This is a genomic window from Mesorhizobium sp. M0938 (assembly GCF_040319125.1).
Classification (GTDB): Bacteria; Pseudomonadota; Alphaproteobacteria; order Rhizobiales; family Rhizobiaceae; genus Mesorhizobium; species Mesorhizobium robiniae.
In genome coordinates, this window is record NZ_JAMYNS010000003.1 from 475,372 (window position 1) to 493,305 (window position 17,934).

15 protein-coding genes are annotated in these 17,934 nt (G+C 63.2%); 5 read left to right on the forward strand and 10 right to left on the reverse strand.

What is annotated here, in order from left to right:
- The 5 genes from NKH73_RS07570 to NKH73_RS07590 form a co-directional block, all read right to left on the reverse strand.
- Complete coding sequence (locus NKH73_RS07570; RefSeq protein WP_352929783.1) at positions 1 to 1,674, reverse strand: GMC family oxidoreductase; 1,674 nt, start codon at positions 1,672 to 1,674, stop codon at positions 1 to 3.
- Between the two features lie 38 nt (positions 1,675 to 1,712).
- A complete protein-coding gene (locus NKH73_RS07575) occupies positions 1,713 to 2,660 on the reverse strand; it encodes an ABC transporter permease (protein WP_352929786.1) in 948 nt (315 codons plus the stop codon).
- A gap of 17 nt (positions 2,661 to 2,677) precedes the next feature.
- Positions 2,678 to 3,628 carry an ABC transporter permease gene (locus tag NKH73_RS07580; RefSeq protein WP_352929788.1) on the reverse strand — a complete coding sequence of 317 codons (951 nt, stop codon included), beginning with the start codon at positions 3,626 to 3,628 and terminating at the stop codon, positions 2,678 to 2,680.
- Positions 3,625 to 5,166 carry a sugar ABC transporter ATP-binding protein gene (locus NKH73_RS07585; protein ID WP_352929791.1) on the reverse strand — a complete coding sequence of 514 codons (1,542 nt, stop codon included), beginning with the start codon at positions 5,164 to 5,166 and terminating at the stop codon, positions 3,625 to 3,627. The genes NKH73_RS07580 and NKH73_RS07585 overlap by 4 nt, the downstream gene beginning before the upstream one ends.
- Positions 5,167 to 5,240: 74 nt before the next feature.
- Positions 5,241 to 6,452, reverse strand: a complete 1,212-nt coding sequence (locus NKH73_RS07590; RefSeq protein WP_352929793.1) for a substrate-binding domain-containing protein — start codon at positions 6,450 to 6,452, stop codon at positions 5,241 to 5,243.
- A gap of 313 nt (positions 6,453 to 6,765) precedes the next feature.
- On the opposite strand from NKH73_RS07590, the gene NKH73_RS07595 reads away from it, so the two are divergent.
- From NKH73_RS07595 to NKH73_RS07615, 5 genes are all read left to right on the forward strand, one after another.
- Positions 6,766 to 7,545, forward strand: coding sequence for an electron transfer flavoprotein subunit beta/FixA family protein (locus NKH73_RS07595; protein WP_352929796.1), 780 nt, complete (start codon positions 6,766 to 6,768; stop codon positions 7,543 to 7,545).
- Positions 7,546 to 7,548: 3 nt separating this feature from the next.
- Positions 7,549 to 8,517, forward strand: coding sequence for an electron transfer flavoprotein subunit alpha/FixB family protein (locus NKH73_RS07600; RefSeq protein WP_352929797.1), 969 nt, complete (start codon positions 7,549 to 7,551; stop codon positions 8,515 to 8,517).
- Between the two features lie 49 nt (positions 8,518 to 8,566).
- Entirely contained in the window at positions 8,567 to 10,471 is a 1,905-nt protein-coding gene (locus tag NKH73_RS07605; RefSeq protein WP_352929799.1) for a heterodisulfide reductase-related iron-sulfur binding cluster, read from the forward strand.
- Positions 10,472 to 10,540: 69 nt separating this feature from the next.
- Positions 10,541 to 11,464 (forward strand): NAD(P)-dependent oxidoreductase, encoded by a 924-nt coding sequence (locus tag NKH73_RS07610; RefSeq protein ID WP_352929801.1) that lies wholly within the window; start codon positions 10,541 to 10,543, stop codon positions 11,462 to 11,464.
- A 3-nt stretch (positions 11,465 to 11,467) separates the two neighbouring features.
- Positions 11,468 to 12,259: an N-acyl homoserine lactonase family protein gene (locus NKH73_RS07615; protein ID WP_352929802.1), complete on the forward strand. Its 792-nt coding sequence runs from the start codon at positions 11,468 to 11,470 to the stop codon at positions 12,257 to 12,259.
- A 67-nt stretch (positions 12,260 to 12,326) separates the two neighbouring features.
- Here the strand turns inward: NKH73_RS07615 and NKH73_RS07620 are convergent, their stop codons facing one another.
- The 5 genes from NKH73_RS07620 to NKH73_RS07640 are packed head-to-tail and all read right to left on the reverse strand — an operon-like array spanning position 12,327 to position 17,684.
- Positions 12,327 to 13,088, reverse strand: a complete 762-nt coding sequence (locus tag NKH73_RS07620; RefSeq protein WP_352929805.1) for an SDR family NAD(P)-dependent oxidoreductase — start codon at positions 13,086 to 13,088, stop codon at positions 12,327 to 12,329.
- 27 nt (positions 13,089 to 13,115) lie between these two features.
- The gene (locus tag NKH73_RS07625; protein ID WP_352929807.1) at positions 13,116 to 14,087 is read right to left on the reverse strand and encodes a carbohydrate kinase family protein; all 972 of its coding nucleotides are present in this window, start codon (positions 14,085 to 14,087) and stop codon (positions 13,116 to 13,118) included.
- Between the two features lie 32 nt (positions 14,088 to 14,119).
- Complete coding sequence (locus NKH73_RS07630) at positions 14,120 to 15,109, reverse strand: ABC transporter permease (RefSeq protein WP_352929810.1); 990 nt, start codon at positions 15,107 to 15,109, stop codon at positions 14,120 to 14,122.
- Entirely contained in the window at positions 15,106 to 16,155 is a 1,050-nt protein-coding gene (locus NKH73_RS07635; RefSeq protein ID WP_352929812.1) for an ABC transporter permease, read from the reverse strand. Before NKH73_RS07635 ends, NKH73_RS07630 begins: the two co-directional genes overlap by 4 nt.
- Positions 16,152 to 17,684, reverse strand: a complete 1,533-nt coding sequence (locus NKH73_RS07640; protein WP_352929814.1) for a sugar ABC transporter ATP-binding protein — start codon at positions 17,682 to 17,684, stop codon at positions 16,152 to 16,154. Before NKH73_RS07640 ends, NKH73_RS07635 begins: the two co-directional genes overlap by 4 nt.
- Between the last annotated feature and the right edge of the window lie 250 nt (positions 17,685 to 17,934).

Sequence of the window (17,934 nt, forward strand, 5' to 3'; positions counted from 1 at the left end):
TCAGGCCACCTTCTGGTTGCGGCGCTCGGCGATCATGCGGTGCGTGTTGCGCAGCGCGACGGCCATGATGGTGGCCGTCGGATTGGTGGCGCCCGAGGTTGGGAAAGTCGAGGCGTCCATGACATAGAGGTTCGGCACGTCATGGCAGGCGCCCCATTGATCGACGACCGAACGCTTGGGGTCGTCGCCCATCACGGTGGTGCCGATCAGGTGCCAGCCGGATTCGCGCACCGGTGTCGAAACCAGCGTCTCGATGGCGCCGGCGGCACGCACCGATTCCAGGCAACGATCGATATTGAACTGCAAGAGCCGGTTGGAGTTCTCGTTGACCTTGTAGATGATCTGCGGCGCCGGCAGGCCATCTGAATCGACCAGATCCTTTGAGAGCACCACCTGGTTGCTCTCCTCCGGAAGGTCCTCGCCGACGATGCCCCAGATCAGCGAATGACCGAAGCGGCGGGCGACATTCTCATGCAGATTGGCGCCCCAGAAATCCTGGAACCGGCCTTCCTCGGCGACATAGACCTTGGAGCCGATCGCGCCGGACACGCCGACCGGTCCGCCCGACGGCATGCAGTTCCATTTCGAGCCGCGCACGAAGCCGCGGCTTTCGTCCGTTTCATAGAACTCCAGCGAATATACCTGCTGACCGAAGGGGCCGCGCCAGGAATCGAGCGGGTCCTCGTAGGAGGCGAGCACGCTTGCGAAAGGATGCATCATCAGCCGCTTGCCGACCATGCCGGAAGAGTTGGCGAGGCCGTCCGGATTTCTGGCGCCACCCGACATCAGAAGCAGCCGCGGCGTGCCGACACCATTGGCGCACAGGATGACGACCTTGGCGCGCTGGCGCCGGTCGCGACCATTGGCGTCGACATAGACGACGCCGGTCGCCAGCCCCTGGTCATTCGTTTCGATCTCCTTGACCCGGGCACGGGTGATCAGTCGTGCGCCGGCTTTCTGCGCCAAAGGCCAGTGCGACCGGTCGGTAGTCGACTTCGCCCCCTCGGGACAGCCGGTAAGGCAGGTGCCCCGGCGCACGCACGGATTGAGTTCGCCGAACTTCTCCGACGGGATCGCATTGCTTCCCGGCCACCAGTGCCAGCCCATCTTTTCCATGCCGAGCGCGCCGCGCAGACCCACGGACCCCATCGGCAGCGCCGGAAAGGGATAAGCGCCGCGCGGCGGAAAGGCGGGATCGCCCGCAAGACCCGATACGCCCACCTCGCGCTCTATCTCAAGCTGATAGGGCAAGAGGTCCTCGTAGCTGAAAGGCCAGTCCTCGGCCACGCCATCCATCGAGCGCACCCGGAAATCGGACGGCAGGAAATGCATCCACTGCGCGCCGTACAGCGTGGCGCTGCCGCCGACGCCGGCGAACATCAACGGGTTGATGTCCGTCGTCGACGTATCGACGGGATAGTCGTTGGGATTATCGCGGACGTTGGGATTGGGGTGCCAGAGCTTGGTGCTGACCAGCTCGTGCTCCGGCCGCGCCCCGGTATAGTCGGCATAGTCCGGCCATTCGCCCTGCTCGAGCACGACGACGGAGATGCCGGCCCGCGCCAGATGAAGCGCCGCGACCGAGCCGGAAGGTCCGGCGCCGACGATCACGACATCCACCTCCTCGTCGCGTCTTGCCCGTGCACTACGATCCGCCAGAATTTCAACCGTCATTCTCTTCCTCCCTCGAGGTCCAACGACCGCATCATTCCTCAGGCGAGCCGCGCCCGGTAAAAAGCCGCGGCGCCGATGATGATGATGCCTTTGATGATGAGCTGCATCTCGATCGGAAAACCGAGCAGCAGCACCAAATTGTTGATCACGACCAGCACGGCGACGCCGAGCAGCGCGGCGAAGACATTGCCGCGGCCGCCGGAAAGCGCGACCCCGCCCATCACCGCCGCGACAATCGAATCCAGCTCGTAGCCCTGTCCGACCCAGTTCGACACCGTGCCGACATAACCGAGCAGGAAGAGCCCGCCTATCCCGGCACAGACCGAGCAGATGACGTAGCAGAGGATCACGACGCGGTCCGGCGCGACCCCGTTCAGAAACGCGGCTTTTGGATTGCTGCCTACCATGAATATTTCCCGGCCGAGGCGCGACCGATGCAGCACAATTCCAAAAGCAATGGCCAGAAAGGCCAGGGTGATCAGATTGACCGGAATACCAAAAATCCGTCCGGAGGCCAGAAAGCCCATGCCGGGCGGCAGGGTACTAATCGGCGCGCCACCGGTGTAGGCGAAGCGTGCGCCCTGCAGGATGATCATCATCGCCAGCGTCGCGAGAAACGGGCTGACATTGCGCTTGGCCACGAGCCAGCCATTGACCAGGCCGACCACGGCCGACAAGGCGATCGCGGCGATGAATATCATCGGGATCGCGTCGTTGGTGGTGGCTTTGAAGGCGGTCGCCAGCACGGCCACCGTCGCCATCAATGACGCCACGGAGAGATCCAGACCGCGCACCAGGATGACAAAGGTCTGGCCGACGACCACCATGCCGAGGGGGGCCGCAATCGTCAGCACATTGACCAGGTTTGCCGGCCGCAGAAAGGTCGGTGAAGCGACAGCCGCAACAACCATCAGCGCGACCAGGAAGATCACCAGTCCGTAGCGCTCGAAGACGGACGCCATGGAAATGCTATGCGGTCGCTGCATCGGAGTCTCGAGAGGCGTCATTTCCGCCTCGCGCTGTGAATGCCGACTGCGATGAGGATGATAAGACCCTGAATGACCCACTGGTAGTAGGACGAGACATTCACGAAATTCAGCAGGCTGTTCAGCATGGTGACGAGCAGCACGCCGAGGAACGTGCCGAGCACGCCACCCCTGCCCCCGGCCAGGATGGTGCCTCCGACCACCACCGGCGTCACCGACTGCAGCGTCAGCGCGACGCCGATGCGCGGATCGCCGACGCCGGTTCGCGCGGTCAGGAAAATCGCCGCTATCCCGGCGCACAGGCCCGACAGCGCATAGGCGAGCACCACGATCCGGTCGACGGGCAGACCGTTCAGCCGCGCGGCTTCCCTGTCGCCGCCGGCAAAGTAGATGCTGCGGCCGGTGCGCGTCCGCTGCAGCCAAAGCCCGGCAAGTGCGAAAATCACGACGAGCACGATGGCGCTGATCGGAATGCCGCCGACCTTTGTATAGGCAATGTCCGCGAAGGCGCGCGGTACCGAGCCGCCTGGTTCCTTGCGATACATCAGCGTGCCGCCGAAGATGATCGAGGACATGCCTAGCGTGACGATCAGGGGGTGGACGCGCAGCACGACGGTCAACAGGCCGTTGATCGCGCCGACCCCGGTCGCGGCGATCAACGCCAGCGGCAAGGCAAGCCAGACCAGATCCGGGCGCCATTCGAGGAAGTTCGCCAGGAAGACGGTGAGCGCGCCGACCAGCGAGCCAATCGCCAGATCGATGCCGCCCATCAGCACGACGAAAGTCTGGCCAAGGCTGACCATGCCGAGCACAATGAGCTGCTGGAGCAGGTTGCCGATGTTGCGCCAGGTCAGGAACCGGTCAGACAAGAAGCCGCCAGCGACAGCAAGCAGCACCAGCAGCACTGCCACGATCAGATAGGAAAGCATCAGCCGGTTGCGGCGAATATCCATGGCGATCACGCTCATCCGACCGGCTCCGTATGCTGATCGATGTTCGCCTTGCGGTCCCCGATCGAGCGCACCGCGAGATCCATGATCGCCTCCTCGCCGAGTGCATCGCCTTTGATTTCACCGACGACGTGGCCTTGGGCCATCACGAAGACCCTGTCGGAGAGACCGACGATCTCCGGCAGTTCCGAACTGATCATCAGCACGCCAACGCCCGAATCCGCCAGCCGACGCACGATACGGTAAATCTCCACCTTGGCCCCGATATCGACGCCTCGCGTCGGTTCATCGAGGATGAGCAGCTTGCTGGCGATCCGCGACCAGCGGCTGAACAGCACCTTCTGCTGGTTGCCGCCGGAGAGATTGCCGATCTTCACATCGGGCGACGGTGTCGCCACCGAAAAATCCTGAATCTGCCGCGTCGCCACCGCACGTTCTTGCGTCCGGTCGATCAGCCCGCGTTTCGTTATGGCGTCGAGATCGGGCGCCACGATGTTGGCGGAGATCGGTAGGCCGAGAAACAGGCCGTCGTCCTTGCGGCTCTCGGTCAGAAAACCGAGCCCATGGCCGATCGAACCCTTCGGAAGCTTTCTCTCAAATGGCTTGCCATCGAATTCGATCACGCCGCTCTCGACGGCGCGCGTGCCGAAGATGGCCTCGGCAACCTCCGTGCGTCCCGAGCCGACCATGCCGGCCACGCCGACGATTTCGCCAACCCTGACGTTGAGGCTGACGTCGCGGACGCGCGGGCCGGCCCTGAGATTGCGAACGGTGAGCACATCCGGGCCATCCGCAGGCGCGGCACGTGGCGGCGGATAGATCTGGCTGAGCCGGCGCCCGACCATCTTGGTGATCATCTCTTCGCGCGTGAGCGCGCTCACCGGGCTCGTGCCGACGAGCTGGCCGTCCTTGAGGATCGTCACCCTGCCGGCGATCTCGAAGATCTCCTCGAGCCGATGGGAGACATAGACGATGCCGACGCCTTCATTGCGCAGCCTGCGCATATTCTCGAACAGAAGATCAACCTCGCGGCCGGCGATGACCGCCGTCGGCTCGTCCAGGATGAGCAGCCGCACCTCGCCGACCAGGGCCTTCGCGATCTCGACCATTTGCTGATCGGCAAGCGGCAATTCGTCGATCTTGGCGTGGGTTGGAATGTCGACGCCGAGCTGTGCGAGGATTTCAGCGGCGCGGGCGTGGCGGGCGCGGTTCGAAATGAGCCCCAACATGCCCCGGGGCTGGGCGTCGACCAGGATATTCTCAGCAACCGAAAGCTCGGGAAAAAGCGCCAGCTCCTGATGGATCACATGGATGCCGGCAGCGCGCGCTGCCTTCGGCGACTGCCAGGAAACCGGCTTGCCGAGATAGGTGATGGTACCGGAATTCGGTTTTGTCACGCCGCCCATGACACGGATCAGCGTCGACTTGCCCGCGCCGTTTTCGCCCAGAAGGGCGTGGATCTCGCCTGGTTGCACAGCAAAATCGACCTTGTCCAGGGGTTTGACTCCAGGATAGTCCTTTTCGATCTGGCTGAGCTCAATAACAGACGCTGACATATCCGGCGCTCGAAACTGTTCAATTCACGTCCGGTGCGCGCCAAGCCTGGCGCGCACCGGGTCGCTTGGGAGGCTTACTTCGGATAGTCGGGATTGAATGTGCTTGGATTGTAGCCGGCGGGCAGCCCGTTGCTGGGCGACAGATCGCCCGGATCGTCCATGCTGACATGGTCGAGCAAATGCCGGTCGCCCTTGACCGACACAGTATCGGCACCCGGCGACGTGACGACCTGGAAGCTCACCTCGACCTTGTCCGGGACAGAAATGCCCTTCATCACGTCGAGCGCCGTCTCGATCCCGGTGATGCCCATCGACGTCGGATAGTCGATGCCGACCATCTTGATGTTGTGCTTGTTGGCCAGCTGATACATCCGGGCGACGTCACCACCGGTCATCGGCGGGAATTCGCCGTCCTTGTAGCCGGCGTCGAGGAACGCTTCGATCGCGCCATAACCCTGGAGCGCACTGTCGGCCAGGACGCCATTGATGTTCTTGCCGTGCTTCTGAATCAGCGCCGCCATGACCGACTTGCCTGTGGCCGGATTCCAGTCGCAATACTGCTTCTCGAGCACGTTGATGTCAGGGAATTTCGAGAACACTTCCTCGTTGGCCTTGATGCGTATTTCCGCCACGCTGGAACCGGCAATGCCGGGCAGCATCACGATATTGCCCTTGCCGCCGAGCGTCTCGCACAGCCACTGAGCCTCGAGGCGGCCGAGCGCCCAGTCGGACGCGGTGACATAGGTGATGTAATTCGACGCCGTCTTCACCTTGCGGTCGACCATGACGACGGGAATGTCCTGCTCCATGGCGCGGCCGACGACGGAATCGAGCGCGTCCTCGGTCGAGGCCGCGATAAGCAGGATGTCGACGCCCTGGCTGATCAGATCCTGGATGTCGGCGATCTGCTTGGAGGGATCGTCATTGGCGTCGGTGACCAGCAGATGGGCGACCTCATCGCGATGCTGGCCGGCGGACCAGAGAACGCCGTGCTGGAAGGCGACGCGCCAGGCATTCGAGATCGAGGCGTTGGAGAAACCGATCGTATAGGGACCGTCCTTCTTCCACTTCGATGTGTCGACCATGGTGTTGGCGTTGGGATTCCACATCCAGGTGCGCGGCGCACCATAGTATCCGGGCCTGGTTTCCGTTTCAGTGGCTGCGGCGGAGGTAGCCTGCGCAAGCTGGAGGCCTGGCACGGCAGCGATCGCCGCGGCGGCGGCCGGCATGCCCCTGATGAAGCTTTTGCGGGATATCTTGTGATCTAGGATGCTCTTTATTGACATTGGTTCCTCCTCCTGAACGCTCAACAGAGCGCATAAAACTCTCCTCAGAAATAAACACCAACGAGAAAGTATAGGCGCGGAATAAATGTCTATATCTCGTTAAAGCGCATGACTATCATCCTGAAATCCTCCAATTCAGGAAACTCGATTGAAACCGATTTGCCGCAAATTAGCAGTCGATTACCCATGATCGTCAATCTGCCGTCTTGTAATATCTGCTATTACCTTTTTGCCCATTGGGAGCAGCGGAGAATGCGACTTATGTAGCAGCCGGTGTCGGGCGCTTGAGGTGCGTTCCGTCGGAGGAGAGGCCGTGAATATTCTTGTTGTCTTGCGCATGATCCCGGATTCCGCGGGCGAGCTTCAGCTCGGCGAAGACGGGCGCAGCATCGATCGGGAATGGCTGGATTTCCAACTCAACGATTTCGACGATCACGCTCTCGAGGAAGCAATCCTGACCAAGGAGGCCGTCGGCGCGAAGGTGACTGCGGTCGCTGTCGGCGAAGGCGCCAACCGGGTGCTGCAAATGGCTGCGGCGCGCGGTGCCGACGAGGTCGTCGCACTTCAATTCGAAGAGGATACCATGATCTCCTCGCGCGACATCGCAGCGTCCATTGCCTCGATGGCGCAGGCAAGATCCGCCGACCTTGTCTTGTGCGGCGTTCAATCGACGGAGGACCTTTTCGGCCAACTCGCGCCCTATGTCGGAGCTTTACTCGACTGGCCGCATGTTTCAGGCACCAACCGTATCGCGGCAACGGGCACTGCACTGCGGGTCACGCAGGAGCGCGGCGCCGGTGTCGCCGTGACTTACGATCTGGCCATACCGGCGGTTCTGGGCGTCCAAACCGCCTCCAAGGCACCGCGCTACGTCTCCGGCAGCAAGCTTCGCGAAGCGTCGAAAACCCCGATCGGCCGCGCCACGATCGAGCCGTCCGGCTTCGAGCGTTCCGCCGAGATTCGTGAGCTTCGCCTGCCAGTGCAAGGCGGCTCGGGTGAAGACCTCGGCAACGACGCCGAGAATGTCGCCGATCGACTGGTCACCATCCTGGCAGTCAACGGTCTGACCGCCAACGGTCTGGCAAGGAAGTAAGCCATGAAGATGATAGCTTGCACGGAAGGCCGTTCCGACAGGATCGAAGCCTTCTCTTTCGAGATGATCGCCGCCGCGCGTTCCATCGCAGCGGCTGGCGACGAAGTGGTTGCCTTCTTCGCCGGCCAGGCCGCCAAGGCGGCAGCTTCTTCCTTCGGGGCAGCCGATCGGCTGATCGCCGCCGAAGCCGCCGGATCCGACCTCGTCCCTGCCGAAGCCTATGCGCGCCTGTTGCGCGATGCCGTCGCGGCCGAACAGCCCGATCTGGTGCTGGTGCCCTACTCGGCGAACGGGCTGAATGTCGCTGCTGACATCGCCGCGCGAACCGGCTGGCCGCTCCTGTCTTATGTCAATGAAATCAAGCGGAACGGCGAAAATCTCAATGTTGTCGCGCAGATGTATGGCGGCAAGGTCCTTGCCGAATGCGTGGTCAAGCTCCCTGCGGTGCTGATGGTCAATCCGGGCGCCTTCGAGGAGGCCGTGCCGAGCCCTGTCAATGCCGCCAGGGTGCAGCAATTCGATGCCACGCCTGCCGTCGAAAGCGCCAAGGTCAAGATGGTGGCCATCGATGTGCCTGACTATGCCGATGTCGACCTCACGACCGCCGAAAGGATCGTCTGCGTGGGTCGGGGCATTGGCGACGAGGCGAGCATCGGCATCGCCCGTGATCTGGCGACGATCCTTGGCGCCGAAATCGCCGGCAGCCGCCCGGTGGTGGACAATGGCTGGCTGCCGAAGCTCCGCCAGGTCGGCAAATCAGGCCAGAAGGTCAAGCCCAAGCTTTATCTGGCACTCGGTGTCTCCGGCGCGCCCGAGCATCTCGAAGGCATGTCGCATGCCGACCTGATCATCGCGGTCAACACCGATCCGAAGGCGCCCATATTCAACGTTGCTCATTACGGCGCAACCTGTGACCTGTTCGATCTCGTCGCGAGCCTGAGCGACAGGCTGCAGGCGCCGCCGGGCCGTTGAGATGGCATCGACTTTAGTCCTCTGGATAATACTAGCCTCGGCAATCGCAATGACCGGCTGGCGCGCGCGCCATTACGTGGCCGCGCTTGCCAACGCGCCGAAGGCTGCCCGTTTCGACCAACCGATGCGGCGCCTGGAGGGCGTGGCAACTGCCATCGGCCTGCACAGGAAGATGTTGCGCAAGCCGCTCGCCGGCGTGCTGCACGCGATCATCTTCATTTCCTTCTTCGTCCTGTTCGCCGCGACGATCGAGGCTTTCGGCTCGCGCCTGTTTCCGGGATTTTCACTGACGTCTATTGGAGGCGAGACCTGGATCGCCAGCCTGCAGGATTTCTTCGCGGTGCTGATGCTGATCGGCGTCGGGCTTGCGCTCTATCAGCGTTATGTCCTGAGACCGGCTCGGTTCAAGGGATCGAGCGGCAGCGACGCAGCGATCATCTACGTGCTGATCGTGCTGATCGTGGGCTCGCTGCTGTTTGAAGCAGCGGCGCGCATTCTGGGCGGCGCGGACGGTTCGTGGCGACCGGTCGCCTCGTGGCTTGCCGGCCTGCTCGGCCGCGCCGGTGTGCCAGCGCAGGCGACGCAGGAGATATGCTATTGGCTGCATGTCGGCGCCATCCTCGCCTTTCTCGTCTATATTCCCGGCTCCAAGCATCGGCATATGTTCCTGGCCGCGCCGAACATCTATTTCCGCAATCTCGAACCGCGCGGCACCGCGCCGGGGGTGCCGCGCGAGCGTGAAAGCCCCGGCGTCGACAAGCTCTCCCAGTTCGACTGGAAACAGCAGCTCGACCTTCTTTCCTGCACCGAATGCGGACGCTGCCAGGCAGTCTGTCCCGCCTATTCGGCGGGCCTGCCGCTCAGTCCCAAGATGCTGATCACCGACATGCGCGACGCCCTTGGCGGCGGGCCGTCGGCGGCCCCGCTGGTCGGCGGCGTGATTTCAGAGGCCACGTTGTGGGCGTGCACCACCTGTCGCGCCTGCATGGAGGCGTGCCCGGTAGAGATCGAGCACCTGCCGAAGATCATCGACATGCGCCGCCATCTGATTGACGAGGGCCATGTCAGCCCCGGGCTTCAGGACACGTTGTCGAACCTGACCCGTCTCGGCAACTCTATGGGCAAGCCGTCGAAGATGCGGGCGCGCTGGACCAGGGAGCTCGGCTTCCCGGTCAAGGACGCGCGCAGCGAACCTGTCGACGTCCTATGGTTCGTCGGCGATTACGCGTCCTACGATCCGCGCGTTCAGGAGATCACCCGCAAGGTTGCCGAACTGCTGACTGCCGCCAATGTTGATTTCGGCATTCTCTTCGACGCCGAGCGCAACAGCGGCAACGATGTGCGGCGCGCCGGAGAAGAGGGCCTGTTCGAGACGCTGGCTCAGTCCAATATCGATGAGATCAAAGCGTGCAGCTTCAACCGGATCATGACTACGGATCCGCACAGTTTGAACGCGCTGAAGAACGACTACCGGCACTTCGGCGCGGCGTTCGAGGTTCTGCATTATACGGCGCTGCTAGCGGAACTGATCGCGGCAGGAAAGCTCGACCTTGTCGTGGCCGACGGCGCCAGAGTTACCTATCACGATCCCTGCTATCTCGGGCGCTACAATGGCGGCTTCGACGCACCACGCGAACTGATCCGCGCCGCCGGTTATCAGCTTCACGACATGCCGCGCTGCCGCGAAAATTCCTTTTGCTGCGGCGCCGGCGGCGGCCGCATCTGGCAGAACGACGACGGGGTGACCGAGCGGCCGAGCGAGAACCGGATACGCGAAGCGCTGAGCCTGGGTGACGTCGCATATTTCGCCGTCGCCTGCCCGAAGGACAAGGTGATGTACACCGCGGCGGTCGATGCCCTCGGCGTGGCCGACAAATTGAAGGTCGTGGACATAGCGGAACTTCTAGTGCTGCGCACAGGCGTGGCGCTAGAAGAGCCAGCGGTGAAAACCTGACCAAATGCGATCCCTGGAGATCGAGGCAAGTACCATGGGCAATATGCCCCGAACGAGGAGTGAGCGATCATGTCGACGATGAAAATCGGCTTTGTTGGCGTCGGGAAAATGGGCACGCCGATGGCGACTCGCCTCATCAATGCCGGCTGTGATGTGACGGTCTATGACGTCGACCGCAAGGCGGTACAGGACCTTGCAGCCGCGGGGGCGAAAGTCGCCAACAGCGCGAGCGGGGTCGCCGATATTGCCGAAATAGTCTTTGCCAGCCTGCCGAGCCCGCAGATTCTTGAAAATGTCGCACTCGGCGAGGCTGGCATCGCCGAGGGTAAGGCGGTTCGGATTTTCATCGACATATCAACGACCGGCCCGCGCACAGCGGCCAGAGTTGCCACGAGCCTTGCCGAGAAGAAGATAGCCATGATCGATGCGCCGGTCAGCGGTGGTTTGAAGGGTGCCCGCAACGGCACGCTTGCCGTGATGGTATCAGGACCGAAGCCGGCTTTTGAAATCGCAAGGCCAGTGATCGAGAATTTCGGAAAGATCTTTTACATGGGTGAGGTTCAAGGTGCCGCTCAGACCATGAAGCTTGCCAACAACCTGCTTGCGGCGGCAGCGCTCGCCGTCTCTTCCGAAGCGATCGTCATGGGTGTCAAGGCAGGCCTCGATCCCAAGGTCATGATCGACGTTATCAACGCCTCCAGCGGCCGTAACAGCGCGACCGAAGACAAGTTCCCGAAATCGGTGCTGCCTCGCACCTTCGATTTCGGTTTCGCGACCGGCCTGTCCTTCAAGGACGTGCGGCTTTGCGTCGATGAGGCCGAGGCGATCGGCGTGCCGATGGTGGTGGGCAGTGCCGTTCGTCAGTTGCTGAGCGTAACGAACCAGCTCTACGGACCCGACTCGGATTTCACCTGCATGGTAAAGACCGTCGAAACATGGGCCCATGTGGAGGTTGGCTCGGCCGAGAAGCCGAATATTGCCGAAGCGAGCTGAACGATGAGTGCCGGACGTTATGAAATCCATGCCGTGCGCTACGGCCATTTCGAGCGCCGCTCAGGCGAGAATTTCCTCGGCGGCGACACGCATGACGTGCCCATGCCCCTCGACTATTTCGTCTGGGCGATCGTCGGCGAAGAGCGCACCTTCATCGTCGACACAGGCTTCGACAAGCCGACTGGCGACAGACGCGGCCGCAGTATCGTCAGGCCTGTCGACGAGGGCCTGGCGGTCATCGGTATCAACCATGCGGATGTGACCGACGTCATCATCTCACACATGCATTATGATCATTGCGGGAACCATCATCTGTTCCCCAACGCGACGTTCCACTTGCAGGATGCCGAGATGGAATTCGCGACCGGCCGCTGCATGTGCCACCATGCAATGCGCCATCCATTCGAGGCTGAAGATGTCACCGCCATGGTGCGGCGCGTCTACAACGGCAAAGTCTGCTTTCACGATCCGGAGTCGCGGATCGCACCTGGCATCACGCTTCACAAGATCGGAGGCCACTCACGCGGGCTTCAAGTGGTACGCGTGGAAACCGACAATGGCGCCGTGGTCGTCGCTTCCGATGCCGCCCATTTCTACGCCAATATGGAGCGCGAAAAGCCGTTCCCGGTCTTCGATCGACTGAGCGACGTGATCTTTGGGGTCGAGCGTATGAAACAACTTGCCAGTTCCCCGGCTCACATCGTCCCAGGACATGACCCGCTGGTGCTCAAGCGCTTCGCGCGCACCCGTATCGACGTTGAAGACATCGTAAGCCTTGCTCACCCCACGCCCTGAGCTTGCGCGGCGGCGGGTGCCAGGCCTTCTCGACTGAGCCCCTTGGATCTGATGTTCAGAGTGCGCCTTAGTGGAAATAAATACCGCCGCAGACGTTGAGCGCCTGGCCGGTAACGAAGGCTGACTGCCCCGAAGCGAAGAAGCACACCGGCCCGATGATATCCTCGGGATAGCCGAGGCGCTTTAGCGCTGCGACCTCTTCCCAGTGCCGGATGGCCTCGTCGCTGCCGAGATTGTTCTTGCCCATCTCGGTCAGGATGATGCCGGGGCAGATGGCGTTGACGGTGACGCCGTCCATGCCGACTTCCTGCGCCAGCACGCGGGTCAGCGTGATGACAGTCGCCTTGGTCGCGGCGTAGTGACCCTGCGTCGGCACGCCCTGACGCCCGGCGATCGAGGCGATGTTGACGACGCGGCCGGATTTGCGCGCCCGCATATGCGGCAGCACCGCTTGGCACATCAACAGCACACCCTTGGCGTTGACGTCGAAATGCGCGTCCCACGAGGCTTCATCGAGATCCTGCAGCAGGCTGGGCTTGAGGATGCCGGCATTGTTGACCAGCACGTCGATGCGGCCGGCATCCCTGAGCAGCGCCGCAGCGGTCGCCTCGACCTCTTGCTTGCTGCTGACATTCATCGTGTAGACGTAGGCTTTGCGGCCAGCAGCCTCGATCTCGGCGCGCGTTATGTCGAGTTCCTTGGCCTGCCCCGGCAGGTCGGTGACCGCGACATCGTAGCCGAACTTCGCCAGCCCGACGGCAAGCGCCCGGCCGATGCCGCGGCTGGCGCCGGTGACCAGCGCGACCGTGCCGATTCTTGAATTGCTCATGGGAAATGTCCTTTAGGAGTGCTGGCGTCAGGCGTGCGCGTAGGAGCGCGCAGGCGCCTTGACCGGAAGGGAATTCATCGCGGCGATGGTGTCGTCGAAGGAGACCAGCTTGCCGTCCGAGCCGAGGCCCATTGCCACCTTGGCGGCAACCGCCGAGGCAAAGCGCGCCGAACGTTCGAGATCCCAACCTCTGACAATGCCGACGATGATGCCGGCGGTGAAACTGTCGCCGCAGCCGGTGGTGTCGACGACCTCGATGTCGAAGGCCGGCAGATGGAACGGTCTGCCATTCTCGGGCGCGACATAAACGCCCTCGCCGCCAAGCGTGAGCAGGCAGTTCTTGACGCCCTTCGACTTGAAGTAGGCGGCAACCTTTGCGGGATCGCGCTCATGCGCCATCTCGCTGGCTTCATCGATGCTCGGCACGAAATAGTCGATATAGGGCAGGCACGGCTCGACGAAGGCAATCGTTTCCGGCGTCGCCTGGATGAGATCGAAGGTGGTGGTGCGGCCGAGTTCCTTGGCGCGCTTCAGCAGTTGCACGGTCGGCTCGCCGTCGAAGCTTTTGAGCAAGCCGGTGCCGCCGACATGGACGACACTCGCATCGAGCGCGGCGTCGAGATCTTCGTCGGCAACACGGAAGACGGTTGCGGTGCCCGGCACATGCAGCGCCGGCCGCTCGCCATTGGGTCGAACCGGCAGGATGGTGGACGAGGTCTGCACGCTGCCGTCGCGGCGGACCAGACCGCAGTCGAGACCATATTTCTGCAATTTGGCGACGAACCAGTCGCCCATGTCGTCGGTGCCGAGCGTGGTCACGGCCTGCGTCTTCAGGCCGAGGATGGCGCAGTCCATTCCCGTTGCGCCGGCGGTGCCGGCGACGGTCATGCGGATCTCCTCGATATAGTCGGCCCTGCCGCCTTCCGGGATGCGCGAGACCGGGCGGCCGAGAATGTCGAGCACGTAGAAGCCGACCGAACTGACATCGAATTTGGGCATGGAGAGAAATCCTTTGACGAAGAGGCGAAAAATTACTGGCGGGCGCGGCGCAAGCCGAAGCTCACCGCGAGCACGAGAAAGACGAGAACGCCGATGCCGACCTGCTGCCAGTAAAAATTCCAGCCGATGAGCAGCAGCCCGTTCTTGACCACCGCAAGCAGCAACACGCCAAGCAGCGTGCCGATGACCGTCGGCCGGCGTTCGGCGCTGAGCGTGGTGCCGATAAAGGTGGCGCCGATGGCATCGAGCAGGAAGGCGTTGCCCGAAAGCGGCACGTAGGACTTCACCGTCGCCGACAGCAGGATGCCGGTGATGCCGCAGAGCAGCGCGCAGCCGATATAGACCAGCGACTGCTGACGCGGCACACGCAGGCCCGAATACCAGGCGACGCCAGGCTGCGCGCCCATGGCCTGGACGGCGCGGCCGAAGACCGAGCGATGCAGCAGGAGATAGACGACGGCGATGCAGGCGACCAGCACCAGCACCGGTGCCGGCACGCCCAGAGCCGAGGTCCTGGCGATGGCGTTGAACTGGTCGCCGGCGTAGCCCGTGATCAGGTAGATCGGCTGGCCGCCGCTGGTCGCCAGTTGCTGCGTGCTCTGGCCGATGAACAGCACGCCGAGCGTCGCCAGGAACGGACTGATCTTCAGTCGGGTGATCAGGATGGCGTTGAGCACGCCGACGGCGACCGCCGCCAGCAGCCCTACGGTGACGCCGAACACGCCGCCATAGCCGGCAGCGAGCAGCATGACGAATACCATGCTCGCCATGTCGACCGAGACGCCCACCGACAGGTCGATGCCGCCCGACGAGATGACGATGGTGAGCCCGAGCGCGACGATGGCCAGCATCACCACATTGTTGACCAGCACGTTGTAGAGGTTGGCGCCGGTCAGGAAGGTCGGGCTGGCGACAGCGAAGAACAGGCAGATCGCCAGGAAGGTGATGACCACGCTGTAGCTGGCGATGAAGCTGCCGAGCCGTTGTGCGCCAGAGGCGCTCGTGTCTTGCGAGACGCTCATCGAGATGCCTCCGGTCCGCGGGCGAATGAGGTGACGGCGACGACCAGCAGGATCAGCGCGCCCTGCACGCCGTTGACCCAGTAGCTCGACACGTTGAGGAGCTGAAAGCCGTTGGCCAGGAAGCCGATGAACAAAACGCTGAGCAGCGTGCCGCCGATGGTCGGAACCAGGCGCCGGGAAAAAACCGTGCCGAGCAGAGCGGCGGCCAGCACCGACAAGAGCATCTCGCCCGAGCCGGGGGTGCTGGCGCTGAGCCGCGAGACCGCCAGAATACTGGCGATGGCCGCGCAAAAGCCTGAGAACAGGTAGGTGAAGGAAACGTGCAGCGGCACGCTGATGCCGGCGGCACGCGCCGCTTCCGGGTGGCCGCCGACGGCATAGAGCCTTAGGCCGAAGGCCGTCTTGTGGATGAAGACGAGCATGATTGCGGAAAACAGAATCAGACACCAGGCAAGCGTTGAGATGCCGAGGAAACTGCCCGACACCAGGAAACCCAGCAACGGCGAGGTGGCGCCGACCACGGTGTTCTGCGTCAGCGTCAGCTCGGCGCCGGCGGCGATGTTCATCACGGCCAGCGTCGCCAGCAGCGGCAGGATGCCGAGGCCAACGACGGCGACGGCATTCAAAGCTCCGATCGCAACGCCGCAGCCGATCGCCGCGAGGATGGCGACGGCATCGGGATAACCGGCCTGCAGCATCGTCGCGAAGACCGCGGCGCACAGGCCCATATTGGCGGCGATCGACAGATCGATGCCACCTTCGGTGACGTTCGAGCCGCCGCCGATGATGACGGCCGCCATGCCGAAGGCCAACACGCCGAGGATCGCCGACTGCTCAACGACGTTGATGAAGTTGAAGCTGGACAGGAAGCCCGGCGCAAAAAGCGCGAAATAGAGCAGGATCAACGCAAAGGTAGCGATGGCACCGAGCCGCACGGCGACCGCGCCGATGCGCTTGCCGGTGTTTTGCGCACGCCGCGCGTCGCTCTGCGCGGCGACGGACTGCCCGGCGGCATTGCCTGTGGTGTTCATGGTGGTTGCTGTCATGAGGAAACCTCCGCTTTCGGCCCGCGGGCACCTGACGAGGCGGCAAGCAGCCTGTCGCCATCGAGATCGGCGCCAGAGAATTCGCCCGACAGCCGGCCGCGATAGACGACCAGGACACGGTCGCAGACGCCGACCAATTCGAGCAGATCGGATGACAGTAGCAGGATGGCCGCCCCCTCGCCGGCCAGCCGGTTCAGCAGATTGTAGATCTCGACCTTGGCCCCGACATCGACTGCGACGGTCGGCTCATCGAGAATGTAAACGCGCGACTGGCAGCTCAGCCATTTAGCGATCGCCACCTTCTGCTGATTGCCGCCGGAGAGCTGGCGCACCAGCGTGTCGCGGCCGGGCGTCTTGATCGACAGCTCGCGGATCAGGCTGTCGATGGCCTGGTTCTCTTGCCCGCGCTTGACGAAACCGTTGCCGCTGTAGCGACCGAGACTGGCAAGGCTGATGTTCTCGCGCACCGACAGGTCGATCGCCACGCCATGGGCGCGGCGATCCTCCGGTAGCATGGCGATACCGCCCTGGACGGCATGCACCGGCGAGGACAGCGACAAGGTCTCGCCCTCGACCTTGACCGAGCCGTTTTCGGCGCGATCCAAACCGAAAAGGCACTGCACGATCTCCTTGGCGCCCGAGCCCAGCAAGCCGGTCAGCCCGACGATCTCGCCGCGGCGCACCGAGAAAGAGATGTCCTCGAAACTGCCGGCCATGCCGAGATGCGAGACTTCGAGCACCGGCGCGCCGATTTCGACCGAGCGCTTCGGAAACATCTCGCCGACATCGCGCGCGATCATCATGGCGATGATCTCGTCGATCGGCGTCTGAGCCGGATCGACGGTGCCGACGTCGGTGCCGTTGCGCATCACGGTGACGCGATCGCAGAGCTGCTCGATCTCCTGCATGTAATGCGAAATGAAGATCACCGCGATGCCATCATCACGCAACCGGCGCAGCACGGCAAACAGGCTGTCGACCTCACGCTTGACGAGTGCCGCCGTCGGTTCGTCGAGCACCAGCACCGAGGCCTTCTGCGCCAGCGCGCGGGTGATCTGGACGATCTTCTGCTGCGCCGTGGTCAGGTCCTGCACCAGGATGCCCATGGGGAGTTCGAGGTCGAAGTAGCGCTTCAGGAGTTCGGCGGCGCGCCGGTTCATCGAACGGCGGCTGACGAAGGGGCCGAAGCCGAGTTCATGGCGCAGGAACACCGCCTCGCCGACCGTGGCGGTCGGCACCAGCAAGCGGTCCTGGTGAATGAAATGGACGCCGAGCCGTTCGACCGAGGATGGGGTCAGATTGCCGACGGTCTCGCCGTTGACTGATATCGTGCCGCTGTCCGGTTTCAGGATGCCGGCCAACACCTTGATGATCGTCGACTTGCCGGCGCCATTCTGACCGACGAGGCCATGGATGGTGCCGCGCGCGACTTCCAGATCGGCATCGTGAAGCGCCTGGACCGGACCAAAGCGCTTGGAGATGCCGGTCATCGAGATGGCGATTTGAGCTGCGGCGGGTTGCGCGGTCATGCCCTGCTCCTTGCGCGGTACTCTTTGCGCATGACGCCTGAAACCGGGATCGGTTGCATGCGCAGGTTTGAAATTACGGGAGCGCGTCGTGCGCGTCGAATCCGGCGCGGCGCTCTCTGGAGGCGGGGGGGGGGCCCCCCCGCGCGCGGCGCGGGGGGGGGGGGGGGGGGGGGGGGTGTTTTTACACCGCGGACGGGGGCGCCCCGGGCTGGGGGTGGGGGGGGGGGGGGGGGGAGGGGGTGTTGTGTGG

Excerpts from the sequence above, each read along its gene's own strand:
- NKH73_RS07585 (WP_352929791.1), bottom strand. The coding sequence starts at position 5,166 with ATGTCAGCGTCTGTTATTGAGCTCAGCCAGATCGAAAAGGACTATCCT.
- NKH73_RS07635 (WP_352929812.1), bottom strand. The coding sequence starts at position 16,155 with ATGACAGCAACCACCATGAACACCACAGGCAATGCCGCCGGGCAGTCC.
- NKH73_RS07580 (WP_352929788.1), bottom strand. The coding sequence starts at position 3,628 with ATGAGCGTGATCGCCATGGATATTCGCCGCAACCGGCTGATGCTTTCC.
- NKH73_RS07630 (WP_352929810.1), bottom strand. The coding sequence starts at position 15,109 with ATGAGCGTCTCGCAAGACACGAGCGCCTCTGGCGCACAACGGCTCGGC.
- NKH73_RS07625 (WP_352929807.1), bottom strand. The coding sequence starts at position 14,087 with ATGCCCAAATTCGATGTCAGTTCGGTCGGCTTCTACGTGCTCGACATT.
- NKH73_RS07590 (WP_352929793.1), bottom strand. The coding sequence starts at position 6,452 with ATGTCAATAAAGAGCATCCTAGATCACAAGATATCCCGCAAAAGCTTC.
- NKH73_RS07640 (WP_352929814.1), bottom strand. The coding sequence starts at position 17,684 with ATGACCGCGCAACCCGCCGCAGCTCAAATCGCCATCTCGATGACCGGC.
- NKH73_RS07600 (WP_352929797.1), top strand. The coding sequence starts at position 7,549 with ATGAAGATGATAGCTTGCACGGAAGGCCGTTCCGACAGGATCGAAGCC.
- NKH73_RS07575 (WP_352929786.1), bottom strand. The coding sequence starts at position 2,660 with ATGCAGCGACCGCATAGCATTTCCATGGCGTCCGTCTTCGAGCGCTAC.
- NKH73_RS07610 (WP_352929801.1), top strand. The coding sequence starts at position 10,541 with ATGTCGACGATGAAAATCGGCTTTGTTGGCGTCGGGAAAATGGGCACG.
- NKH73_RS07620 (WP_352929805.1), bottom strand. The coding sequence starts at position 13,088 with ATGAGCAATTCAAGAATCGGCACGGTCGCGCTGGTCACCGGCGCCAGC.
- NKH73_RS07615 (WP_352929802.1), top strand. The coding sequence starts at position 11,468 with ATGAGTGCCGGACGTTATGAAATCCATGCCGTGCGCTACGGCCATTTC.
- NKH73_RS07605 (WP_352929799.1), top strand. The coding sequence starts at position 8,567 with ATGACCGGCTGGCGCGCGCGCCATTACGTGGCCGCGCTTGCCAACGCG.
- NKH73_RS07570 (WP_352929783.1), bottom strand. The coding sequence starts at position 1,674 with ATGACGGTTGAAATTCTGGCGGATCGTAGTGCACGGGCAAGACGCGAC.